Source organism: Collinsella aerofaciens (assembly GCF_028209885.1).
GTDB lineage: Bacteria > Actinomycetota > Coriobacteriia > Coriobacteriales > Coriobacteriaceae > Collinsella > Collinsella aerofaciens_BA.
In genome coordinates this window covers 1-24,562 of record NZ_JAQLEM010000004.1, presented here as the reverse complement: position 1 = coordinate 24,562, position 24,562 = coordinate 1, and the positions used below count along the sequence as shown (strand labels likewise).

Annotated in this window: 20 protein-coding genes; 7 read left to right on the top strand and 13 right to left on the bottom strand. The window is 60.4% G+C overall.

Going from position 1 to position 24,562, the window contains the following annotated elements; all coding sequences use genetic code 11:
* Nucleotides 1–30: 30 nt before the first annotated feature.
* Nucleotides 31–1,053: a LacI family DNA-binding transcriptional regulator gene (locus PMX21_RS01565; protein ID WP_271757503.1), complete on the bottom strand. Its 1,023-nt coding sequence runs from the start codon at nt 1,051–1,053 to the stop codon at nt 31–33.
* 234 nt (nt 1,054–1,287) lie between these two features.
* Here PMX21_RS01565 and PMX21_RS01560 point away from each other — a divergent pair, with 234 nt between their 5' ends.
* Together PMX21_RS01560 and eda are read left to right on the top strand one after the other, a co-directional pair.
* Nucleotides 1,288–2,322, top strand: a complete 1,035-nt coding sequence (locus PMX21_RS01560) for a sugar kinase (RefSeq protein WP_195240513.1) — start codon at nt 1,288–1,290, stop codon at nt 2,320–2,322.
* Between the two features lie 253 nt (nt 2,323–2,575).
* Entirely contained in the window at nt 2,576–3,217 is a 642-nt protein-coding gene (gene eda / locus PMX21_RS01555) for a bifunctional 4-hydroxy-2-oxoglutarate aldolase/2-dehydro-3-deoxy-phosphogluconate aldolase (protein WP_055286010.1), read from the top strand.
* A gap of 393 nt (nt 3,218–3,610) precedes the next feature.
* Here the strand turns inward: eda and PMX21_RS01550 are convergent, their stop codons facing one another.
* The gene (locus tag PMX21_RS01550) at nt 3,611–4,303 is read right to left on the bottom strand and encodes a GntR family transcriptional regulator (protein WP_271757502.1); all 693 of its coding nucleotides are present in this window, start codon (nt 4,301–4,303) and stop codon (nt 3,611–3,613) included.
* A gap of 504 nt (nt 4,304–4,807) precedes the next feature.
* Between PMX21_RS01550 and PMX21_RS01545 the strand changes: the two genes are divergently transcribed.
* Nucleotides 4,808–5,899, top strand: coding sequence for an ATP-binding protein (locus tag PMX21_RS01545; RefSeq protein ID WP_271757499.1), 1,092 nt, complete (start codon nt 4,808–4,810; stop codon nt 5,897–5,899).
* 201 nt (nt 5,900–6,100) lie between these two features.
* Here PMX21_RS01545 and PMX21_RS01540 read toward each other — a convergent pair whose 3' ends face one another.
* The 7 genes from PMX21_RS01540 to aspS all read right to left on the bottom strand — a co-directional run bounded on the left by PMX21_RS01540 (nt 6,101) and on the right by aspS (nt 14,050).
* Complete coding sequence (locus PMX21_RS01540; protein WP_271757497.1) at nt 6,101–8,050, bottom strand: NAD(P)/FAD-dependent oxidoreductase; 1,950 nt, start codon at nt 8,048–8,050, stop codon at nt 6,101–6,103.
* A 102-nt stretch (nt 8,051–8,152) separates the two neighbouring features.
* Nucleotides 8,153–8,353, bottom strand: coding sequence for a hypothetical protein (locus PMX21_RS01535; RefSeq protein WP_195443947.1), 201 nt, complete (start codon nt 8,351–8,353; stop codon nt 8,153–8,155).
* Nucleotides 8,354–8,527: 174 nt separating this feature from the next.
* Entirely contained in the window at nt 8,528–10,855 is a 2,328-nt protein-coding gene (gene feoB, locus PMX21_RS01530) for a ferrous iron transporter B (RefSeq protein WP_271757494.1), read from the bottom strand.
* A 123-nt stretch (nt 10,856–10,978) separates the two neighbouring features.
* Complete coding sequence (locus tag PMX21_RS01525) at nt 10,979–11,200, bottom strand: FeoA family protein (protein WP_006234774.1); 222 nt, start codon at nt 11,198–11,200, stop codon at nt 10,979–10,981.
* A gap of 40 nt (nt 11,201–11,240) precedes the next feature.
* Complete coding sequence (locus PMX21_RS01520) at nt 11,241–11,483, bottom strand: FeoA family protein (protein ID WP_040358815.1); 243 nt, start codon at nt 11,481–11,483, stop codon at nt 11,241–11,243.
* A 235-nt stretch (nt 11,484–11,718) separates the two neighbouring features.
* Nucleotides 11,719–11,967, bottom strand: a complete 249-nt coding sequence (locus PMX21_RS01515; protein WP_238022489.1) for an HPr family phosphocarrier protein — start codon at nt 11,965–11,967, stop codon at nt 11,719–11,721.
* A gap of 295 nt (nt 11,968–12,262) precedes the next feature.
* On the bottom strand, nt 12,263–14,050 hold the full coding sequence (aspS, locus tag PMX21_RS01510) for an aspartate--tRNA ligase (protein ID WP_035136850.1): 1,788 nt from the start codon (nt 14,048–14,050) through the stop codon (nt 12,263–12,265).
* Between the two features lie 256 nt (nt 14,051–14,306).
* On the opposite strand from aspS, the gene serB reads away from it, so the two are divergent.
* From serB to PMX21_RS01490, 4 genes are all read left to right on the top strand, one after another.
* Nucleotides 14,307–14,942, top strand: a complete 636-nt coding sequence (gene serB / locus PMX21_RS01505; protein ID WP_117563673.1) for a phosphoserine phosphatase SerB — start codon at nt 14,307–14,309, stop codon at nt 14,940–14,942.
* A 114-nt stretch (nt 14,943–15,056) separates the two neighbouring features.
* A complete protein-coding gene (larB, locus tag PMX21_RS01500) occupies nt 15,057–15,839 on the top strand; it encodes a nickel pincer cofactor biosynthesis protein LarB (protein WP_271757488.1) in 783 nt (260 codons plus the stop codon).
* A gap of 10 nt (nt 15,840–15,849) precedes the next feature.
* Entirely contained in the window at nt 15,850–16,785 is a 936-nt protein-coding gene (gene larC, locus PMX21_RS01495) for a nickel pincer cofactor biosynthesis protein LarC (protein WP_271757484.1), read from the top strand.
* 2 nt (nt 16,786–16,787) lie between these two features.
* Nucleotides 16,788–17,327, top strand: a complete 540-nt coding sequence (locus PMX21_RS01490) for a TetR/AcrR family transcriptional regulator (RefSeq protein ID WP_271757481.1) — start codon at nt 16,788–16,790, stop codon at nt 17,325–17,327.
* A gap of 302 nt (nt 17,328–17,629) precedes the next feature.
* Here PMX21_RS01490 and larD read toward each other — a convergent pair whose 3' ends face one another.
* The 4 genes from larD to hisS all read right to left on the bottom strand — a co-directional run bounded on the left by larD (nt 17,630) and on the right by hisS (nt 24,447).
* Entirely contained in the window at nt 17,630–18,361 is a 732-nt protein-coding gene (gene larD / locus PMX21_RS01485; RefSeq protein WP_271757478.1) for a D/L-lactic acid transporter LarD, read from the bottom strand.
* A 49-nt stretch (nt 18,362–18,410) separates the two neighbouring features.
* Nucleotides 18,411–19,688 carry a nickel-dependent lactate racemase gene (gene larA, locus PMX21_RS01480; RefSeq protein ID WP_022093875.1) on the bottom strand — a complete coding sequence of 426 codons (1,278 nt, stop codon included), beginning with the start codon at nt 19,686–19,688 and terminating at the stop codon, nt 18,411–18,413.
* Nucleotides 19,689–20,061: 373 nt separating this feature from the next.
* Nucleotides 20,062–22,875: a phosphoenolpyruvate carboxylase gene (locus PMX21_RS01475; RefSeq protein WP_416378164.1), complete on the bottom strand. Its 2,814-nt coding sequence runs from the start codon at nt 22,873–22,875 to the stop codon at nt 20,062–20,064.
* Nucleotides 22,876–23,133: 258 nt separating this feature from the next.
* A complete protein-coding gene (gene hisS / locus PMX21_RS01470) occupies nt 23,134–24,447 on the bottom strand; it encodes a histidine--tRNA ligase (RefSeq protein ID WP_117763585.1) in 1,314 nt (437 codons plus the stop codon).
* Nucleotides 24,448–24,562: the final 115 nt, after the last annotated feature.

Here is a 24,562-nt window from a genome sequence, read left to right as displayed (position 1 = left end):
TATGACATTGTCTATATATTATCACACAGGCTAGCGCGAGGTCGAAGCGCGGTGTTCGATGTGGCCGGGAATCTCGATGCGCTTGGGGGCGAGCTTTGCGGCCTCGCCCACGGTGGTGGTAACAACGTCGATGCGCTCGGAAAGGCGCTCGACTACGCGCTCGGCAATGGTGAGGGTGTCCTGCGCGGCCGTGGTGACGCCGCCAAAGAGCACGTGGTTCCAGGGGTAGTCGTCAAACGTTGCGATCTTGAGCCCCGCCGGCAGCGAGGGACCAAGCTGCGCCAGCGCCTCGGTCAAACGCAGGAAAACCAGGCCGTTGACGGCGATAAGGCCGAGCCTTTTGCCCGCGTAGTCGCGGATGGTCTTGTCCAAACGGCCAACGCCCGTGGCGCCACCATCGGCCAGGGTGACGACCTCGCCCGCAAGGCCGCGGCGCGAAAGCTCGTCGGCAAAGGCCTCGGCGCGCTCTCGACGCACGGGGCTATCGTCGCTTGCCTCGGTGAGCAGGCACAGACGCTCGCTGCCCGCAGCTGCCAAGGCGTCTACCAAGCCGGCGACCAGCTCACGGTTGTTAGATGTCACCAGGTCAACACCGCCGTCGGCAACGTCGCGGTCGAGCAGCACGACGGGCAGACGTCCCGCTGCCGCGGCGATCGCCTCGTCATTGCCTCCGCAGGTGTTGACGACCAGGCCGTCCACGCCGGCATCGATAAGTCTGGTGAGCGACTCCGCTTCCTTAGCGGGGTCGTTGCCGCTAATGGCCGTCATGAGCGAGCAGCCGCGCGCCGCGGCGCTGGCGGAAAGGCCCTCGAGCATAGCGCTGGAGAACGGGTTGGCGATGTCGGCCAGGATCACACCGATGAGGTTGGTACGCGAGCTGCGCAGATTGCGCGCGGCAGCACGTGGGCGATAGCCGGTACGCTCGATGACCTCGGCAATGCGGGCACGGGTCTCCTCGGTCATTTGCCCGGGACGGTTGTTGAGATAGCGCGAGACCGTGGCCGGGCTCACGCCCGCCTCGGCGGCAATGTCCTTGATTCTCATCTGCGCCATAGCGCACCCCGTTTCCCAAAGTCGGCAGTCTGAACCATTTTAGGCATTTTTTTAAAAATCTCGCTTGCAAAACGCTGTAGGTGAGTATACTACAACTCGAAACGAAACCGATTTCGTAAACCGATTTCGGCAAGCGTTGGCGCGGAGGTGCAAAGATGTACCCTACCGTCTTGGCACCTCCGCGCCAACGCCATATCAAAGGTGTACGCACGAGCAAGAAGGAGCTGCGCGACCATGGGTAAAACGGTTCTTACCTTCGGCGAAATCATGATGAGGCTCTCGCCCAAAGATCATCTGCGCATTGAGCAGGCAACCGAGTTTGACGTCCGCTACGGTGGCGCCGAGGCCAACACCGCTCTTTCCCTGGCCTACCAAGGCGACAAGGCCGCTTACGTATCCGTTGTCCCGGCCAACCGCCTAGGCGAGTGCGCGCTGCGCTCGCTGAAGGCCTACGGCGTCGACACAACGCGCGTCGTGCGTCAGGGCGACCGTCTTGGCTCCTATGTGTTTGAGGTCGGCGCCTCGCAGCGCGGCAACGGCTGCGTCTACGACCGCAAGTTCTCTGCCATCAACATGGCCAAACGCGACGTCTTTGACTGGGACGAGATCCTCAAGGGCATCGATGTCTTCTATTTCTCCGGCGTGACCCCCGCCGTCTCCGATGAGATGGCCGCCGCCTGCAAGGAGGCACTCGCCGCCTGCCGCGCCAAGGGCATCACCACCGTGTGCGACGTGAACTATCGCGGCAAGATGTGGTCGCCCGAGAAGTCGCAGGCCACCATGAAGGAACTCCTGCCGCTCGTCGACATCTGCATCGCCAACGACGAGGATGCGCCCGCCGGCCTCGGCATGACCTGCGTCTCTGGTTCCCTTGCCCATGGCATCGAGGAGCGCGACACCTACGTCGAGATGGCCCGTCAGATCTGCGCCGAGTACGGCTGCAAAAAGGTCGCCTCGGTCGTCCGCAACATCTCTTGCGTCGAGCGCTCCATCTGGATGGGCATGCTCTTTGACGCCGAGAGCGGCGAGTACTGGTTCTCCCCTGCTCACGATGTGCACGTGCTCGAGGGCGTTGCCGCCGGCGACGCTTTCAACGCCGGCTTCGTCCATGCCCTCATCAACGACTTTGACCCGCAGGACGCCGTCAACTACGCGATTGCAGCCTCGATCCTCAAGCTCACCATCAAGGGCGATTCCAACTTGGTGACCGCAGACGAGATCGCAGCCGTGGCATCCGCCGCCGACGGTGGCACCCGCGTCGCGCGCTAGTCCGTCTCCATTCCGCGGGCCGCAGCTTTCCAATCCCATACCCCTGCGGCCCGCTCCCCGATTCCTCCGGCTGGACAAAACCACCAGTCCCATTCCGGTTTTGCCTGGCATTCCCTACATGACTGGTCGAGCAGCTGGTTTTGGAATTGCTTGAACCCCAAGCAGTGCCTCCGATAACCAATCCAAAATCGGCTCCTGACCAGCATATTTGGCAATCACGCGCCCATGCGCGCCATACATCGAAAGGAACATTGTGTTCGATCAGTTCTACACCACGCTTGAGTCCCTGGGCATCGTGCCGGTCGTCGTGCTCGACAAGGTCGAGGACGCCGCTCCGCTCGCCCACGCCCTTATGGCAGCTGGCATGAAGTCCGCCGAGGTCACCTTCCGCACCGCCTGCGCCGCCGAGTGCATCGCCGCTATGGCCGAGGCCGAGCCCGAGATGTGCGTTGGCGCCGGCACTGTCCTGACCGTCGAGCAGGTTGAGCAGGCCCGCGCAGCCGGTGCCAAGTTCATCGTCTCCCCGGGTTACAACGAGGACGTTGTGAAGCACTGCATCGACATCGACCTGCCTGTCCTTCCCGGCACCGTAACCCCCTCCGAGGTCACCGCAGCCGAGAACCTGGGCCTCAAGGTCACCAAGTTCTTCCCCGCGTCCCAGTATGGCGGCCTGAACACCATCAAGGCCCTCGCCGCTCCGTTTGTCGGTCACCGCTTTATGCCCACCGGCGGCGTGAGCACTGCCAACGTCGAGGAGTACCTGAGCTCCTCCGCCATCATCGCCTGCGGTGGCACCTGGATGGTCAAGCCGGCCCTGTTTGCCGACGGCGACTTCTCCAAGGTCGAGCAGATTGCCCGCGAGGCCATGGACGTCGTCAAGAAGGTCCGCGGCTAGGTTTAGCTCTCTATCGTGAAAGGGGGCGTGCCCTAGACCTCGCCCCCTTTCTTTTAAAGCGGCTCGGAAGCGCGCCGTTTCCGTCACGAACAAGAACCAAAACCGTCTTGTATGCTGATAGAACGTGACGGAAGCGACACGCCCCCGAGCCGCTTTGCCTACTCGGCTGGCAACCGCGCCCAGTTGAGCCACATCGACAAAAACCGAGCCATCAAAACAGCTGCGGCGCCGTCTGGAGGAATGGGCCCTTGCTTCCGGTCTTTTCCTCCAAGCGGCGCCGCAGCTTTTTCGTGCCCCGATAGTGCCCCGGCAGTTGCGGTGAGATACGGACTGCTTGCACCATCAGAGCCGCAAAACAATCCCTATTTCACCGCAACTAATGAAGGGGGCGAGTTAGATGGCCGAGTCTTTGGACAGCTCAAAATAGTCGGGATGCAAGGCGATAACCGGGCCCTGCTCCTCGGGCATCAGGTGCAGGTGCGTCTCTGCCAGATAGCTCGCCGTGTCGGTATCGCCCCCCTTAATGGCCTCGAGAATCCGGCGATGCTGCCGACGAATCGGCTCCCAATCCAAATCCTGCGACACCATACGCAACCAGTTGTATCGCTCAAAATGCGTGTTGATGCTCTTCATCCAATCCCACAACATGTGACGACCGGCAATCTCAAAACACGTCTCATGGAACAGGTTGTCCAGGTCAAAGAAACGACGTGTTTCGCTATGGTCGAGTGACTCGGACTCGGCAAGAATCTGCTCAAGCCGCTGCTTTTGCTCGGGCGTAGCAGCCGAACAACATTTAATGAGCACGCTTCTCTCGAGCTTCTCGCGCAAGAAACAGGCGTTCTCGGCGCGCTCCATGCTGATTTTTGAGACATAAGTGCCGCTTTTGGGACGCGTTTCCACCAGCTCCTGCTCACGCAGGCGCACAAAGGACTCGCGAATGGGCGTGCGCCCGATTCCCGTCTCCTTTTCCAGACCAATCGCCGAAAGGCGCGTGCCAGGCTTGAGCTCGGCATAGATGATCTTGGAGCGCAATGCGTTGTATGCCTGGTCTTGCAGGCTCTGATAATGCTGGTGTTGTTCCATAAAGCCCTCGGATGAAGCCCACGGTTTGTCGAATATCACCACGTAATACTATCGCATCGACACGCCCCAGCTCCCAATCAGTCTTTTTGGGACGGGGCTCTTTTAGCTACCCTGGCCCGCAGATCGGCCCCCTTGCCACAAAAGTGGCCCATCTACTACGTTAACACGGATAGCCTCGGCCATACCGAAAACCGTGAAAACAAAACCGCAGGTAGACAGCTTGTCGATTTTCGAAAAAGCCGACTATGGTTGACCCCTGCGGCTTAAACGTAGTAGATAGGCCCTTTTCGTGGCGCAGCACTACTGCACCCCAAATTGGCACCCCGAGCCCTCGTGAGTTGCCAACAAGCTGTTCGCCCAGCGCTTTATCCGCGCGGCATTCGGAAAATAGCACCACCGTAAGAACCCGCGAACAGCGCTATACGTTGCTATATCTCACTATACTTTGCTATATCTTGCTATACTTTGCTATATCTTGCTATATCTTGAGCAAAGGTGGCTCACATGCAAACAAACCCTTTTAAGCCCACAGCAGGTAAAACACCTCCCACGATTATCGGCCGCGAAGATGTGCTCGAAGAATTCAGTGAAGGCCTCGTCAACGGGCCTGGTGCCCCTGGGCGCCTAATGCGCATAGCCGGCGTCCGTGGAACGGGCAAGACGGTCCTCCTTGACGAGTGCTCACGTTTGGCGCAAAGCCGTGGCTGGACGGTCATAAAAGAGGTCGCAACCGAGGGACTTTGCCAGCGCATTCTCGAACAGCTGCAGCCCAAATTCCAGGCCAAACACGCCAGATTTGAGCCCACCGTAGCTGGCATATCCATCGGCAGCATAGATATTGAGCGAATCGGCCCATCGCTACGCGACGCCATGAGACAGACAATAACCAAGAATGGAAATGGCCTGCTCATCACTCTCGACGAGGTTCAAGACGCAGAGCTCGATGAGGTCCGAACGCTCTCCATTGCGATTCAGCAGGTTATCGGCGAAGACCTTGATATCGCCTTTGTTTTTGCTGGGCTGCCTTCGATGATTGAAAGCATCATCAACGGAAAGACACTTACGTTTTTGCGCCGTGCCCTCCCCTTTGATCTGAAGGCTGTGGCAGTAACCGAAGTGTCGTACTCCCTCGAGGAAACCATTGAAGCGTCTGGCATGGAGTTGCAGCCAGGTATTGCCGGCCAACTTGCCGAGGCAACGCAAGGCTATCCTTTCATGATCCAACTCGTTGGATACTACGCATGGCAGTTGGCAAGACGCGCACATACACCGATTATTGGAGAAGAAGAAGCCGAGCGCGGCATTGCAACGGCACGCGAACGCTTCTGCGCCATGGTGATTGAGCCCGCGCTGCAGCGCATTCCGCCCACGTGCATCGCTTATCTGCTGAGCATGGCGTCTTTGGGGCAGACGAGCTCGACCAGCATGGTTGCCGATGCCCTAAACAAAACGCCTCAACAGGTGAGCTCCGTCCGCAGCCGCCTGTTAAGAGAATCGATTATCGAGGCTCCTTCGTACGGCAAGGTCTCATTTGCCATCCCCTACATGCGCGACTACCTCTACGAGCACAAAGCCGAACTGGAAGTTGAACTGTAGAAACGGCAACTGCCCTGCAAGACGAAAACCGTTCCAGGAGCACTTCTTTGCCAACGCCACCGACGAGGCCATCATCGCCAAGGTCAAGGAGCTCCTGGGCCCTAATCGGACTATCTGCGCCTTCCCGTCGAACGCAGGCGGCGGCTGCCCAACACACAGGGTAGCCGCCGCTTTTTCAATCGATTGGTGCAAAGGGGTTGCCTAGAGTTCGCAGGCAACCTTGTAGCCATCGCCAATGGCATCGCGGATGTTGCCACACTTCTGGGCATCGCCCAGCACGTGGACAGCAACGCCAGCAGCGGCAAGGTCGTCGGCCAACTTGGTGTTGGGACGATAGCCCATGGCAAGCACCAGCGTATCGGCATCGGCGATGGTGTGGACCTCGCCATCCTTCTCGTAGCTGATGGCATCCTCGGTAATCTCGGTCACCTTGGCCTCGGTCAGCACGTGGACGCCCTTGGAGAGCATGCGCGTGATGAGCACCGCGCGACCGGCGCCGCCCTCGTTGGCGGCGAGCGTCTTGGTCATCTCGATAACAGTGACATCGCGATTGGCCGGCGACAGGTCGTTAACCAGCGGGGCCAGGTAATCTGCCGTCTCGCAACCGACGGTGCCGCCGCCCACGATGACGATCTTCTTGCCCGGGAAAGCCTTGCCACCCAGCAGGTCGTCAGCCGTCATAACCTGCTTAAAGCCCTGCATGAAGGCCGGAGCGATGGGCTCGGCGCCATAAGCCAGGACAACCTCGTAGCCCGCGTAGTCGCGTTGAATGTCCTCGGCAGTAAGCTCGGTGCCAAATGCGCGCTTCACGCCGGCCTCAGCCAGGCGACGATACTGATACTTGATCACGCGGGTGAGTTCCTGCTTTGCCGGCGGAACGGCCGCGATGCGCATCTCGCCGCCCGGCTCATCCTGCTTGTCAACGAGCACCACGTTGTGGCCGCGCTTGGCGGCAATGTAGGCTGCCTCCATGCCCGCAGGACCAGCGCCCACAACGAGCACGTTCTTGGCCTCGGCGGCAGGCTCGTAGCCGGCCTCGTCGCGCTCCACGTCCGGGTTGACGGTGCAGGAGATGCGCTTGCCGAACATAATGCCGTTCAGGCAGCGCAGGCAACCGATGCAGGGACGGATGTCGTCAGCGTTGCCGGCAGCGGCTTTGTTGCAGAACTCGGCATCGCACAGATTGGCGCGGCCCATCATGCAGATGTCGGCAGCGCCGTCCTCGATCAGCTCCTCGGCGATCCAGGCCTCGTTAATACGTCCGACGGTGGCGACGGGAATGTTGACGTGCTTTTTGATCTCGCGCGAGCAGGCGGCATGCGAGGCCTGCTGGGTACCGGCGGCGGGAATCGCGGAGCCGCGCTTGATGGTGGTACCGCCCGACACGTGAATCATGTCGACGCCGGCCTTCTCCAGACGACGCGAGACGTAGATCATGTCGTTGAGGGTCAGGCCGCCATCGGTGTACTCATCGCCCGAAATACGGACGTCGATGATAAAGTCCTTGCCGCAGCGCTCGCGAATCTCGGCGATGACCTCGAGCAAGAAGCGCATGCGGGCGTCGAGCGAGCCGCCGTACTCGTCGGTGCGCTTGTTGTAGAGCGGAGTCAAAAAGCCGCCGAGCATACCGTGGGCGTGCGCCGCATGGACCTCGACGCCATCGACGCCAGCCTTCTGCATACGCACGGCAGCGTCGCCAAACTGATGCGTGAGCTCGTGAATCTCGTCGACCGTGATGGGGCGCGGTGCCTCGCGGGCATAGGACGGTCCCACGAAGGACGGAGCGATCAGGCGCGGCGTGCCCGGAATGTTAAAGGCCATGTAGGCGGGGTGGAAGAGCTGCGGCATGATCTTGCAGCCATACTCGTGGACGGCCGCGGCGAGCTTTTCCCAGCCGGGGATGAACGTGTCGTCGTAGCAGCACATATCGCCCGGCAGATAGGTATAGGTGGGCTCGACCGTCACGACCTCGGTGATGATGAGGCCCACGCCGCCCTTGGCACGGGCACGGTAATGATCGACCAAATCGTCGGTCACATAGCCATGATCGGCCAGGTTGGTGGACACCGGCGGCATAAAGACGCGGTTCTTGACCTCGGTCGTACCGACCTTGATCGGGCTAAAGAGCATCGGATAGGCGGAGGACTCCATACAGGGTTCCTTTCGTTTAAGCCGCTCGGCGGCAGTTGCTAACGTACTTATCATATCAGCAACCGCCGTATCCGCGGCCAAACATACCCAAACGCCGGTCGGCTAATGAATACCGCGGCCCAAGTCTTCGGCGATTTTGTCTACGCCCTTAAGTGCAGCGCACGTCTTTTTGTTGGAGCAATGCCCCGTACAAACGCCACCCTGAGCGCAGTCGGCGCAGGTGCCCTTGCGGTAGATGCGCACGCATACCGCGACAAACGCAACGCCGATAACAGCCAGTACAACAATATCGATAGGTGCCATAGCAAGCCTCCTCTAGTTAACCATCACTTACTTTACCCCATTCTCCACCTACCAAATAGGGACGGTTTATTTTGGTCGGTTTTATCTGCGGAAACGCCATATCTCCCCCACCAAAAAGCCCGAGTGTCGCTGGGACACCCGGGCTCGTGGAAAGGGGTTAATCCTTATTCGGACTTAAGCGGAAACTGCGGCGGAAGCAGCGTTGGTCTCGTCCTCGTCGGTCCATGCATGCTTGGGCATGGGACGGAAGATCTGGAAGAGCATCGCAACCAGCAGCACGATGGCCACAACCGTCCAGATACCAAACTGTCCCAACACAAGCAGGTTGTAGAACTGGTTGATGAACAGGCCGATCACCCAAGCGAAGATGCACTCGTAACCGATGGCAATCGCGAACCACTTGCCGGAATCCATCTGGTTGCGGATGGCACCCATGGCAGCAAAGCACGGAGCGCACAGCAGGTTGAACGCGCCGAAGGCGACGCAAGCGCCCATGGTGGGGAACATGCCGGCAAACGCGGTCCACAGGCTCGGGTCGGTCTCGCCCGCGTCGGCAACGGACAGCAGCGAGCCGGCGGTGGCGACGACGTTCTCCTTGGCGACAAGGCCCGAGACGGACAGCGCTGTTGCCTGCCAGGTGCTAAAGCCAAGCGGGGCGAAGATCCAGGAGATCAGGTTACCGAGCATGGCCAGCACGGAGTAGTCCATGAACTCCTCGGAGATGCCGTCCATCGCGGGCAGGTAGCCAAAGGAACCGTTGTAGCTACCAAAGTTGGACAGGAACCAAACCACGACAGTGGACGCGAAGATGACCGTACCGGCCTTCTTGATAAAGGCCCAGCAGCGCTCCCACACGTGCAGCGCCCAAGAGCGGATCGCCGGGAAGTGGTAGGCAGGAAGCTCCATAACAAACGGCGTCGGGCGGCCGGCGAAGAGCTTGGTCTTCTTGAGCATGAGGCCCGAAGCGATGACGGCAAAGACGCCCAGGAAGTAGAAGAGCGGGCTGATCCACGCGGCGGTGGTGGAAGAATCGCCGATGATGGAGCCCATGAGCAGGGCGATGATCGGCAGCTTGGCGCCACAGGGGATGAACGTGGTGGTCATGACCGTCATGCGGCGGTCCTTCTCGTTCTCGATGGTCTTGGTAGCCATGACTCCGGGAACGCCGCAGCCCGAGGTCACGAGCATGGGGATGAAGGACTTACCGGACAGGCCAAAGCGGCGGAACACGCGGTCCATGATGAAGGCGACGCGGGCCATGTAGCCGCAGTCCTCCAGGAAAGAGAGCATCACGAACAACAGGAACATCTGCGGGACAAAGCCCATGATGGCGCCGATGCCGGCCACGATACCGTCGCAGACGAGGGAGTCAACAAGACCGCCGTCCTCGGTGCCGCCCGCCACAAGGGCGTCATGCACCGCGGTGGTGATACCCGGGACATAGGGGCCGTACTGCGCCGGGTCAACCGAGTCGGCATCGTCGCCCGCAGCCTCGACGGCTGCATCGTAGGCATCGCGGCCCTGACCGAGCACATACCAACCGTCGGTGCCAAAGAGCTGGTCGTTGGTGAAGTCGGTCACCGTGCCGCCCAGGGTAGAAACGGCGATGTAGTACACGCAGAACATGATGACGACAAAGATCGGCAAGCCCAGGATACGGTTGGTAACCACACGGTCGATCTTCTCGGAGGTGCTCATCTTGGCCGGGGCCTTGGTGAGGCACTCATCGATGATGTGCGCGATGACGCCATAGCGCTCACCGGTGATGATGGACTCGGCATCGTCGTCGCAGTCCTGCTCGCACTGGGCGACCAGCTCCTCCACGCGAGCGGCCTTCTCCTTGGTGAGGTTGATGAGCTTGCAGGCGTCTGCATCACGCTCGAACAGCTTGACGGCGTAATAGCGACGCTTGTTAGCGGGAACGCTCGCCGGCAGGTTGTTCTCGATGTGGTCCAGAACGTCCTCGATGGAGGAGTCGAACTTGTGCTCCGGCACCTCGCCCTTGGAAGCAGCGGACTTCTTAACCTGCTCGAACAGCTCCTTGATGCCCTTGTTCTTAAGGGCCGAGATCATCATGACCGGGCAGCCGAGCTTCTTGGAGAGCTTGTCCGTGTCGATCTTGTCGCCGTTCTTCTCGACCAAGTCGGCCATGTTGAGGGCAACGACCACGGGCAGGCCGGTCTCGATAACCTGAAGCGCCAGGTACAGGTTGCGCTCGAGGTTGGTGGCGTCGACCACCTGGACGACTACATCGGGCTCGCCGCTCATGAGGTAATCGCGCGAGCATTGCTCCTCGGGGCTGTAGGGGGAAAGCGAGTAGATGCCGGGGAGGTCCGTGATGGTAACGTTCTTGTCGCTTAGGAGCTTGGCTTCCTTTTTCTCAACCGTGACGCCGGGCCAGTTGCCAACGTAGCCGTTGGCGCCGGTGATCAGGTTGAAAAGCGTGGTCTTGCCGCAGTTGGGGTTACCCGCAAGTGCGACATGGATCTGAGAATCCGCCATTCAATCCTTCTTCCTTGTGTGCCTGCGCTGCTTTCTCCGCGCAGGCTGGATAATGTGCTTCAAAGTTGCTGCATTAAGTTAGAAAAACCTAACTTTATCTGCAGAAATATGCGCCGCCGGCCCTTACTGGACCTCGACGACGGCCGCCTCCTCCTTGCGGATGGAAAGCTCGTAGCCGCGCACGTTGATCTCGACCGGATCACCGAGCGGTGCAACCTTCACGACCTTAAACGACGTGCCCTTGATGAGCCCCAGGTCCATAAGGTGGCGGCGAAGCGCACCCTCACCGTGAAGCTTGACGATGGTGGAGCTCTCGCCCACCTTAACGTCACCCAACGTCTTCATTTACTTGTCCCCCTTTCAGTGCGTACAGAAATACCGTCGACTAACCGACGGTCATGATGTGCATGGCAACCTTGGAATCGATACCAAAGCGTGCGCCCAGCACGGTGACGATGATATTGGCGCCACTCGAGCTCACCACGTGGATTTCGCTGCCCTCGACAAAGCCGAGGTCCTTGAGGTGGTGCTTCATATCCTCATTGCCCTTTACACGAGACACGCGCACGGTTTCGCCCGCTTTTACCATCGAAAGCGGCATTGCCGGCATCTGCGGTCCGCAAGACATGAGTGGCTCCTAACGTCAGTTCGTCCTCAACATCGACGCGTTAAAAGTTAACCACGTCTATGTTCGCTTTAGTAAACTAACACGTGGTTAACTTTTTGGAAAGGGTCCCCATTCAGATTTCGAAAAAGTTTCCTATATGAAACAAAAGAAGCACCACAAAGACCATCTCTTTGCGGTGCCTTGTCATACCAATTTATGCAACAAAGGGGACTGTCCCCTTGTCACATTGATGCGCTTAGAGCGAGAGGTTTCTGATCGACGTGACGCAGGAGGCCTCATCCACGCCCGAAACGCGGAAGATGATGTCTTCGCCACATTCGCCGCAGAGTGCCATGAGCCCTATAACGTCGCGGCCATCGACATGACGATTGCCAATCGAAACTGACACGTCGCTACGATGCTTGGCAATGATGTCATAGAGCAGCGCAACCGGGCGGGCATGTAATCCCAACGGATCTTTAATCGTCTTTGTAAACTCGACCATGTCCCCTCCCACGACATCGCACATTCGGCCGGCCAAACCCAGCCACGTGGTAGTTATTGTAGCGTTAGATGCTTGTTGAGGGCGGGACGGAAATCGCATCCCATTTCGAGCGTCAATGATGGGACACAGTTTCCGCTGAGCGACCCTGGCGGAAAGTACATCCCATTCTGGACGCAAATTCCGGGACGCAGTTTCCTCGACGTCCGGTCACCCCATGCCCTCACAACCTCGGCGCATAAAAAACGAGGGAAGGCACGCGTCCTTCCCTCGTTACGGGCAATATGTAGCCGCTCGCCTACATCAGGCGCAGGCTGACGTCCTTGAGCTGGGCACCGCTAACGGCACTCGGGGCGCCCGACATAAGGTCAGAGCCGCTGGCCGTCTTGGGGAACGCCATGACGTCGCGGATGGAGTCGGAACCGGTAAGCAGCATGCACACGCGGTCCAGCCCCAGAGCGAAACCGCCCATCGGGGGCGCACCAAACTTGAGGGCCTCCATGAGGAAGCCGAACTGAGACTCGGCGCGCTCCTCGGTAAAGCCCAGGAGCTTGAGCATGGACATCTGCATCTCGGCGTTGTGGATACGCATACCGCCACCGCCGGCCTCAAAGCCGTCCATGACAAAGTCGTAGGTGCACGAACCGGCTGCCAGGGGATCGGCCTCGATCTTGGCGATGTCGGTCTCGGTCGGCAGGGTAAAAGGCTGGTGCTCGGCAGCATAGGCCTTGCGATCCTCGTCCCAATGGAACAGCGGGAAGTTGACGACCCACAGGAAGTCGTGACCCTCGCGCTTGATCTCAAGCGCATTGGCCATGTGCGAACGCATACCGCCCAGGATCTCATCAGAGAGCAGGCGCGGGCCGGCGGCGAACATCACAAGGTCGCCGGGCTCGACGTCCATGCGCTCGCGCAGAGCGGCCATCTCCTCGTCCGAGAAGAACTTGACGATGGGGCTGTTGATGGAGCCGTCCTCGCGGAAGGCGATCCATGCCAGGCCCTTGGCGCCAAACGTGGAGGCCACGCCGGCGAGCTTATCGATCTTGGCACGTGCCCAGGCACCGGCGCCCTTGGCGTTGATGGCCTTGACGACAGAGCCCTCCTCATTTGCGGCGGTCGCAAAGACCTTGAACTTGGAGTTGGCAAAGATGTCGGTCAGGTCGACCAGGTGCATGCCATAGCGGGTATCGGGCTTGTCGGAGCCATAGGTGTCCATGGCATCCCAGTAGTTCATGCGACGCAGCGGCGTGGGCATCTCGACACCCATGCGGCCGAAGGCATCGGACAGGACTTCTTCGAGCGCGCTCATAACATCGTTCTGGTCCACGAAAGACATCTCGATATCGACCTGAGTGAACTCGGGCTGGCGGTCGGCGCGCAGATCCTCGTCGCGGAAGCACTTGGCAACCTGGTAGTAGCGCTCGACGCCGCCGACCATAAGCAGCTGCTTCAGAAGCTGCGGGGACTGCGGCAGGGCGTAGAAGTTGCCCGGCTGGATGCGGCTGGGGACGATGAAGTCGCGGGCGCCCTCGGGCGTGGACTTGAACAGGGAGGGCGTCTCGACCTCCATGAACTCACGGTTGTGCAGTGCCTCGCGAATGGCAAAGGTAAAGTCGGAGCGCAGCTTGAGGTTGGCCATCATCTCGGGACGGCGGAGGTCCAGATAGCGATAGCGCAGGCGGGTGTCCTCGCTGGTCTCGATGCCGTCCTCGATCTGGAACGGCGGGGTGACGGACGTGTTGAGCACCTCGGCGTGGTCGGTCAGGACCTCGATCTCGCCGGTCGCGAGCTTGGTGTTGGTGGTCTCCTCGCCACGGGAGCGCACGACGCCGTGGATCTTGATGGGCCACTCGGGACGCATGGTCTCGGCGATCTTAAAGGCGTCGCCGTCGGAGTGCTCGGGGTCGAAGGTGAGCTGCGTGATGCCCTCGCGGTCGCGAAGATCGCAGAAGATAAGGCCGCCGTGGTCGCGGCGACGGCTCACCCAACCGGTGAGGGTGACCTCTTCGCCCACGTTCTCGCGGCGAAGCTCGCCGCAGGTACGGGTGTGCATGGAATGCTCGTCGATGGGACGGGTCTGGCTCATACCAGTGATCCTCCTTTATGGATCTGTGCCGCCCCGTGTCGTTCCGGGCGGCGTCGTACAGATTTGCCCAGCCTGCGTAAACCGCGCAGCCAGACATGGCGTTCTATCTTATCGCACCTGTGTCGATGTGCCGCGGAAAAGTAGCTCCTGCCCAAAGACTTGACGGAGACGAAACAATTGACGCACCGCGGCACCCGCCCGCGCTCGTCACGTGCGACAATATGCCCCAATAAAACAGCACTTGGAAAGGCCCGTCATGACTGCACGCCTCATTGTTATGGATATCGACTCCACGCTCATCAACCAGGAAGTCATCGACCTGTTGGGCGAGGAAGCCGGCGTGGGCGAGCAGGTAGCACAGATCACCGAACGCGCCATGCGCGGCGAGCTTGACTTTAAGCAGGCGCTCGAGGAGCGCGTGGGGCTGCTTGCCGGCTTGGATGAGAGCGTGTTCGAGCGCACCTTTGAGCGCGTGACGTTTACTCCCGGCGCGCTGGAGCTTGTGCGCTCGGCGCACAGCAAGGGCTGGAAGGTCGGCGTGGTGAGCGGCGGCTTCCACGAGGTCGCCGACAAGATCGTGGCCGCCGCGGGCATCGATTTTTGCCTGGCCAACCGTCTGGAAGTCGTGGACGGCAAGCTCACGGGTAAGCTGGCGGCAGACATTGTGACCAAGGAATCCAAGCTCATTCAGCTGCTGGATTGGGCGGTTGAGTGCGGTGTCGACATGGCCCACACCGTCGCGATCGGCGACGGCGCCAATGACATCCCCATGATTCAGGCCGCGGGCACGGGCATCGCGTTTTGCGCCAAGCCCAAGACGCGCGAAGCCGCCCCGTTTGCCATCGACGAGCGCAACCTGATGCTCGCCATGGATATCATCCTGCGCGACTAGTCGATCCTTCTAACAATAGAATCAGTCTGTCCTATAGTTTCCGAACAATTTTGTCTTAGTGTTCGGAAACATACCCTTTGAGTGCTAGACTTTGCGCCGTCGAAGGGAACATATATGGATAAGCGAGATCTAGAGCAGCTGCTGAGCGATGTTGCCGGCGGATCAGTCACCCCCGCCGACGCCCTTACGCGCATCCAGACGGCTCCGACTGCCGATTTGGGCTTTGCGCAGCTCGATCTTTCGCGCGGAGTGCGCCAGGGAGCCGGCGAGGTTGTCTACGGTGCCGGTAAAACCGCCGAGCAAATTGCCGCCATTATCGAGGCGCTGCGCGATGCCGGCCAGGAGCGCATCCTAGTCACACGCTTGGATGCCGAAAAAGCCGCGCGCACCGCTGAGCTTCTTGGCAACGACATCGACCTGGGATATGTCCCGGACGCCCAGCTCGCCCTGGTGGGTGGCAAGCCCTCCCCCACCGGCAACGGACACATCGTCGTCGCCTGCGCCGGCACGAGCGACCTGCCCGTCGCCGAGGAAGCCGCATTGACAGCCGAGTTCTATGGCAACGAGGTCGACCGCCTCTACGACGTAGGTGTCGCCGGCCTGCACCGCCTGCTCGCGCATGCCGAGGAACTTGCCCAGGCACAGGTGGTCATCGCCATCGCCGGCATGGAGGGCGCTCTGGCGAGCGTTGTCGGCGGTCTGGTGAGCTGTCCGGTCATCGCCGTTCCCACCAGCGTGGGGTACGGCGCGAGCTTTGGTGGCGTAGCCGCGCTGCTCGCCATGCTCAACTCCTGCGCCAGCGGCGTTTCGGTCGTCAACATCGACAATGGCTTCGGCGCCGCCTACCAGGCAAGTCTTATCAATCATCTGAGCGCCAGCACACCCCGCGCCCGTTAAGGAGCATTCCATGTCCAACCATCAGCACACGCTTATCATCGACGGCACCTCGGGCATCAGCGGCGACATGACCGTCGCGGCCCTGCTCGATCTGGGCGCCAGCGAGGAGCATCTGCGTGAGCAGCTCGCCACGCTTCCGGTCGGCGGCTTTGAGATTGCCGTTACACGTGTAAACAAGCATGGCATCGACGCCTGCGACTTTGACGTTCAGCTGGCAGAGGAGCTCGAGAACCACGACCACGACATGGCCTGGCTCTACGGCAACGAAGCAGCTGCCGAGCACACACATGAGCATGAGCATGAGCATGAGCGTGAGCATGAGCACCACCATCATGATCATGGCGAGAACGAGCACTGCCACGAGCATGACCATGAGGGCCACAGTCATGGCCACGAGGGCCACCATCGCGCCCATCACCATCACCACCGTTCTTTGGCGGACGTCACCGCCATCATCGATGGCTCGCAGCTAAGCGATGGCGCCAAGCGTCGCGCCGTCGCCATTTTTTCCGTACTCGCTGCTGCCGAGGCCAAGGCTCACGGCAAAACGCCCGAGACCGTCATGTTCCACGAGGTGGGCGCCGTCGATTCCATCGTCGACGTCTGCTCGGTCGCCATCTGCCTCGATGACCTTGGTATTGAGGACATCGTGGTCGAGTCGCTCTCCGAGGGCCACGGCACCATTCGTTGCGCCCACGGCCTCATGCCCATTCCCGTCCCTGCTGTCGTCAACCTGTGCCAGGCGGGCAATATCGCCCTCGCGCCCGCACCGGTCGCCGGCGAGCTCGTGACGCCCACGGGCGCCGCCATCGTCGCCGCACTGCGCACGTCCGAGCACCTGCCGGCCCGCTACCGCATCGAAGCCGTCGGCTACGGCGCCGGTAAGCGCCCCTACGAGGGCTGCTCCGGCACGCTCCGTTGCCTGCTTGTTCACGTGGACGCATAGCCATGGATGCCCGCAAAGAAAAAAGCCGCGCTGCCATCGTTGCGGCGTTCTCCGAGCTGCTACGCGAAGAGGACTACGGCAAGATTACCGTCGGCGACATCATCGCGCGCGCTCACGTAGGCCGCGCGACATTCTACGGCCTCTTTAAGAGCAAAGACGACCTACTGTCCGAGCTCGTGAGCGACATCTGCGCCCACGCCCTCGACGACGATGGCACACCGCTCGACGACCCACTCGTGCAAGTCGAGCATATTCTCAACAACCTCTGGGATCGTCGTCAGGGCGTACGCGCCCTCGTAGCCGGCGCCGGCTCACGCGTCTTCGCCGACTGCTTACGCAAGACCATCATGTCGCGCGCAGCCGAAACCGTCCCTACCGACCCAAGCGGCCCCGCCGCCACCATGGACCGAAGCTTCCTACTACACCACATAGCCTCAAGCTTCGTAGGAATGGTCCAATGGTGGGCCTGGCACAACTTCCAAGCCCCAAAAGAGAACGTAGCCAAAGACTACCTATCAGCCATAAAACCCCTCTTCAGCTAAGTAAGAAGCTCATCTCAAAGCACCGCCCCACCCCAAGGCGCCACGCATCCCAAAGTGTCACTCGCACTTCGATGCCCCCAACAGCAACAAGCCCCTCCCATCCAAATTCAGATATATATGTTGGGTTGCTTGTGCGAACGCAACAAAGACCCCGCAGCCGTCCGCATGGGGTAACTTCCCAGCGCACTCCGCAGGACGCAAAAAGGCTCGCCGCACAAAGTGCGCAGCGAGCCTTTTTGCATGTCCGAGGACGCGCTGGGAAGTTACCCCATGCGGACGGCGGACAACTATGTAGCCTCAGACTAGAACATGCCCAAGAAACCATGCACAAACAGCGCGGCCAGAGCAGCACCGATAAACGGAGCGATGCCAGGAACGAGCAGGCCGTACTTCCAGTTGTTGTCAGCCTTGTTCTTGATCGGCAGCACCTGATAGGCCATGCGAGGACCAAGGTCACGAGCCTGGTTCATGGCGAATCCGGTGATGCCGCCCATGCCCATGCCAACAGCCCAAACGATCAGACCGACGCAGATAGCGAGCATCAAAACGTTCTCGCCGGCGCGGCTAGCGGCAGCAAGGATGGCGCTGATGAACACAAAGGTGCAGATAGCCTCGCAGAAGAAGTTACGAGCATAGTTGGCGCCCTCGGTGGTGGGGTTGGTCGAGAAGATGTTGCGCTGGGCAATGGGGTCGACGACGCCCTCGGAAGCCTTGAACTCATCGGCATACATCAACCACGCGATCACGGCGCCTACAAAGCCGCCGAGCATATCGGCAATCATGAAGGGGATGCAGCTGCTCCACGGCACCAGACCGACGATGCACTGGGCAAGCACCATGGCGGGGTTCATGCACACGGCGCCGCCAAAGACAAACAGGCAGACCGAGATGCCAAAAGACCAGGTGGTGATGGCAAACATGTGACCGGAGCCCTGATACTTGGTGCCCTTGAGTACGGTATCGCAGTGCACGCCCACGCCAAAGATGATCATGAGGGCCGTTGCGCCGAATTCGCAGAGGAGTTTGGTAAGCATAAAACCTTATCTTTCTTGTCGGTTATAAACGATTCGTTTAGGCCGCGTACTAGTGCTGTGCGACGACAACGCCCAGGCCATCGGGAATGACGGCCACCTTGGCATCGGCACCCTTCATCTCAAAGGCGAGCTTGAGCGCCTCATCGAGGGTGTTAACCGGCGTCATGTGCATATCCTTGATCATCTGGTGATCGCACAGGTCGGTAACCATGATCACAGGGTGATGCGCGAGGATGCGGGCAAAGATCTGGCTCGTCCACTGGTCGGGCAGGGTCTCGTCCTTAGGACGGTCGATGCAGGCGCGCTCAAACTCTGCCGGATCATTGTCGGCGATGTTGTGATAGAAGCCCTCGCCACCGTGACCGTCGGCACAACCGGCGACATCGATGATCACGCCGCCCTCGGGAAGTGTGGCCTCTGCAGAGCACATGCCCTTCACGGCCTGATAGATGTTCTGGTCGAGCGGGTAGCCGCCATTGGTGGTGATGGCAATCTCGCACTCAACGGGCTCAACGCCGGCAAGGCTCTTCACGAACTCGCAGCCAGCCTCGTGCGCCTTGTGGATGTCGCCGGCAAAGGAGCCGATGACCTCGTGCTTGCCGTTGAGCACCACGTTGAGCACAAAGGCAAGGTGAGCCATCTCGGCAGCGGCAAACATGTCCTCGCTCACGTGGTTGTGGCACAGGTTGCCGGCACGCGAATGGGAATCGTTCACAAACTGACCGTTGTGGTTGTACATGATGGTCTTGTAGCTGGCGATACCAGGCAGGACGGACTTGCGGCTACCAGAGAAACCGGCAAAGAAGTGCGGCTCAATAAAGCCCTCGGCAAGCAGCAGATCGCAATCGGCAGCAATCTTGTTGATGATGCACTCGCCGCCAGAAGGCAGGGTGCCGATCTTTTTCATCATGCTGTCGTCAGTCGCGACGTGCATAACGATTTCCTCGTTGGCAACGATCTCCTCGCCGTACTTGTTGACGAGCTCCTCATGCGTCGACGGACGATGCATACCCGTAGCAACCAGAATGCGAACGCGCGCCTCGGGCGCAGCGGAATGGATGTGATGCAGCAGAATAGGCATCGTCACACGCGAGGGAACGGGACGCGTATGATCGGAGCTAATAATGACGATATCCTTCTTGCCAGCACAAAGCTCCTCGAGCGAAGGCGAGCCATAAGGGTTGGCAAGCGACTCCTCTACCAGCTCTTCCTGCGATTTTGTAGTCTTAAACTCGTTTTGATGACCTTCCATCACACCCGCGAAGTTCTTATCCTCGAGCTCCAGATGCAACGTCTTGTGGTCAAACGGCAGTTCACATTCAAACAATGACGAGCGCCCTCTTCCTTTTCAACTGACACACTAGATAAACCGTTGGAAGGATACGCCGCTCACCGAAAAACACCACCGTCCACCGACTCATTAACACAACGTTCATATTTGACCCACAACAAAACAGCCGCGATCCCAAACGGGACCGCGGCAGTCACAGCTGTAAGGCGCGAAGCGCACCTTATTCTCATCAGCTTAATCCCAGAAGACCGAGGACGAAGGGATCCGATGGGTTTCCCTCTGAATGCACTCCGCAGCACGAAGCCCCCTTATCCGCAGCTCCGAAGGAGCAGGATAAGGGGGCTTCAAGTGCGAGGACGCATTCAGAGGGAAACCCATCGGGTCCCGGTGAGAGCCACAGGGCTATCGATTACCCCGTGTTCTGCAAACCTGCCGAGACGCCGGTCACAGTCGAAAGAATCAGGCTCATGTACTCGGCCTTCTTCTCCTCGGCCATCTCGTCCTGGTTCATACGCACCTCGCGAAGGGCGCGTACCTGGGCGATGGACAGGGCGTCGACGTAGGGGTTGCGCACGCGGACGGCGCAGCCGAGCACGCGACGACGCTGCAGCGGCCACTCATCACCGACGATGGCAAGGACCCACTTACGCGTGAGCTGCATCTCGGTGAAGACCTTCTCGGACAAATCATCGCGGTCGCCCAGGTGCAGATACATCTTGGCGATGCGCTGATCGGTCTTAGCAATCGACATCTCGATGTTGTCGATAAAGGTGCGGAAGAACGGCCACTCCTGGTAGGCAGCCTTGAGCTGGTCAAGATCGCCCAGCTGCTCGCAGGCGGTGCCCAGGCCGTACCAAGCGGCCAGGTTAATGCGCGCCTGGCTCCAGCTGAAGATCCACGGAATGGTACGCAGGTCATCGAGCGACTTGGCGCCCAGGCCGCGCTTGGCGGGACGCGAGCCGATCGGCAGCAGACCGACCTCGGTCAGCGGCGTCACGGTCGAGAACCATGGTGTAAAGTCCTCGGTGTTCAGCAGGTCCAGATAGCGCTCGTGGCTTGCGGCGTTGAGCTTCTCTGCCATATCCCAGAACTTCTGCGTGGTCTCGGTGTTGGTCTTCTCGACACTCGGGGCCGACTGCAAAAGCGTTGCGGCGGCAACGGACTCAACATGGCGCTGAGCCAGCGTGCGGTTGCCGTAACGGGCAAAGATGACCTCGCCCTGCTCGGTGAGCTTAAAGAAGCAGTTGACCGAACCCTTGGGCTGCGCCAGCACGGCCTTGTTGGCCGGGCCGCCGCCACGGCCCACGGCACCGCCGCGACCGTGCATGAGCACCAGGTCGATATCGTTCTTCTCTGCCCACTTGGCGATGCGCTCCTGCGCAGAATGCAGCGCGAGCATGGCCGTGGTAGGACCGGCGTCCTTGGAGGAGTCGGAATAGCCCAGCATAACCTCCATGCGGCGGTTGGTCTGAGCAAGGCGCTTCTGTACCACGGGCAGCGTGAGCATCTGGTCGAGCACGTCGACGCAGCCCTCGAGGTCCTCGAGCTGCTCGAACAGCGGGATCACGTCGAGCTCGGGGACATCCTCCTCGTGCGCAAAGGACAGGTGGGCAAGCTCAAAGACATCGGCCACATGCTGGGCGCTCTTAGTGAACGAGATGATGTAGCGGTGCGCCATCTTCTTGCCGTAGCGCTTTTGGATGGAACCGATAGCGCGGAAGGTATCGATGACCTCGCGCGTCATGGGCTGCAAATCGCCATGGATACCGTTCTCGTGGATATCCTTAAGGGCGCGGGCATGCACCACGGAGTGCTGACGGAACTCCATCTCGACCATATGGAAGCCGAAAGACTCGACCTGCCAGATGATGGTCTGGACCGGGCCGTAGGCGGCACGGACGGCACCGCAGGCAGCAAGCGAACGCTGGACGACGCGCAGGTCATCCAGGAATTCGTCGGCACTGTGATACATGGTGTCGGTGATGCGGCGCACGGTGGCGTTCAGGCGGTCGGCCATGACGAGCATGACGGCGCGATGCGGCTCGTGCTCGGAGATCAGCTCGGCGCGGGCCGTGTACCGAGGGCTCATCTCGACCTGATGGTTCCACAGGTTAATGAGCTCGGCAGAAGGCTTGCTGTAGGTGGTCTCGAGCGTGAGGTTGCGGCCGATGCGGCGGCACTTGTCCTCGAGCTTGAGCACCATGTGCGTAAAGTACTTGGCGGCGACCTCACGGCTCACCTTGGCGGTGACGTTGGGGTTACCGTCGCGGTCGGAACCGATCCAGCTGCCGGGATGGAAGAACGCCGGGCACAGCGGCGGCACGGTACCGGCCTTGTCGCCCAGCACCCAGTCGTCAAAACGACGATAGATAACGGGGATGACGTCGAACAGCGTGTTATCAAAGATGTCGATGATGGTATCGGCTTCCTCGACCGGCGTGGGCTTCTTGAGCGCGATGGGGCTCGTACGCACCAGGGCGTCGATCTCCTGCAGCATATGACGCTCGTTCTCCACCAGGTCGGAGCCGCCCAGACGCGGACGCTCCTCCAGCAGGTTGGAGATACGGCGAATCTTGCCCTCGACGGCCTTGCGACGGGCCTCAGTGGGATGCGCGGTAAAGACGGGATGGAACTCAAGCTTGCCGAGCAGCTCGTTGGCGCCCTCGACGCCCAGCTCATTCACCAGCTGGTGATAGGCGACGGTAAGCTCGTTGGCGGGATCGACCTCGGTATCGGTCGACGCACCGGCCTCGCGCTCGCGCAGCTGCGCCACACGGTAGTTCTCCTCCGACAGGTTTGCCAGATGGAAGAAGCTCGTAAAGGCGCGGACAATGACCTGCTGCTTATCGAGCGGCAGGCTGTCGATCAGATCGACGACCTCACGAAATGCCACGGCAGTGGGCTCGTCGGCGGTGGGCACGCCCTGCTCGTCGACGGCCTCGTCGGCAGCGCGGGTACCGGGGTTACCGGCATTGGCCACAATCTCGGCCGACAGGATCTTGTCGAACAGGTCCGCGATCTCAGGATCATACTCGCTAAGCACACGACGCTCCAGGCGCAGGAACAACGCCAGATTGTCGCGCAGCTCCTCGGGGATCTCGATCTCGGCGAGACGCTCCCTGGACTCGGCATTCGAGCCGATTCGGTTAACGAGGCGGTTGACCACGGCAGCGACGCGCGCCGCGGCTTCGGGTACAGACTGGTTGCTTAGGTTCTCAGCCACGTTTCCTCCCATTCCTCCTTCTATGCACGTAACATGCGGTATTCATTATAGGCGCTTGAGAAATACTTTCGACACTGATTGCGCTTTACCACACAAAAGTATTTTCTGCATTGCAAGGGTTTTTGCTCTAAATGGTCGTATTTCTCGGTGGACGGCATACACAAACGGGGGCATTCCGCATAAATGCGAAACACCCCCGTAACAATCGCTCGGCGCAAGCGGGACATGTTAGCGGGCCCGCAGCTCAAAAATCATACGCTACAGACGCTCGCGAACCGCCTCGACGACGTTGGCCAGATCGACGAGAACCTCGTCATGGCTCTGCATGTCGCGCACCTTGACCTTGCCGGCGGCAAGCTCGTCGCCACCCAGAACCAGGATGAGCTTGGCGCCTACCTTATCGGCCTGCTTAAACTGGGCCTTGAGCGAACGGCCCTGATAGTCGGCCTCGGTCACGATGCCTGCGGCGCGAAGCTCCTGCGTAATGGCAAAGACGTTCTGGCGCAGTTCCTTGCCGGCATTGGCGACATAGACGCACGGGGCCTCATCGGCACCCAGATCGCTGCCAAAGGCCTGCAGGGCCAGCAGGGCGCGCTCAAAACCGACGGCAAAGCCGACGCCCGCCGTGGGCTTGCCACCCTCGAGCTCGACCAGGCCGTCGTAGCGGCCGCCGCCACCGATGGAGCCGACGCCGGCGCCGGGGGCCTCGACCTCAAAGACAGTACGGGTGTAGTAGTCCAGGCCGCGCACCAAGGTGGGATCCTCGACATACTCGATACCGGCGGCATCCAGATAGCGCTTGACCTGCTCGTAGTGCTCGCGGCACTCGTCGCACAGGTTGTCACCCATCAGCGGAGCCTCGGCCATGATCTCGCGGCAGTGGTCGTTCTTGCAGTCGAAGGCACGCAGCGGGTTGAGCTCGGCGCGCTCGCGGCACTCGTCGCACATCTCGTCGGCGTGATCGAGGATAAACTGCTTGACCTGCTCGCGATAGGCCGGACGACACTGGGCGTCACCCATCGAGTTGATGAGCAGACGAAGCTTGGAAAGATCGAAGCCCAGGCGCTTGTAGAACTCCATGAGCATGATGATGCACTCGGCGTCTGCCGCCGGATCGGGAGCGCCGAGCCACTCGATACCCACCTGGTGGAACTGGCGCAGGCGGCCCTTCTGGGGACGCTCGCCGCGGAACATGGCCTCGGCGTAGTACGCCTTAAACGGCGTGGAGCCCTGGGGCACCAGGTTGTTCTCGACGACGGCGCGCACCACGCCGGCCGTGCCCTCGGGGCGAAGTGCCAGGCGCTGCTTGGGCTTGAGTTTGGTGTCGGTGCCCTCGGTAAAGACGCGCTCCAGGTTGGCACCGCTGAACACGCGGAACATTTCCTTGCGTACGACGTCGGTCGACTGGCCGATACCGTGGACAAACACGTCCACCTGCTCGATCGCGGGCGTCTCGATGGGTTTAAAACCAAACGGCTCGAACACGCCGGCCGCAATCTGCTGCATCTTTTGCCAGGCGCGCATCTCGGCGCCGATAAGGTCGCGGGTTCCCTCCGCCTTCTGTGCCTGCATGGGCAAACACCTTTCTTTTGTATCGCGTCATAGGTAACGGTCATTATACGGCACAAACACAAACAGCGGCGGCGCGTCTGACCGAACGAGGGTATGGGGACTCGTTCGGCCAGAC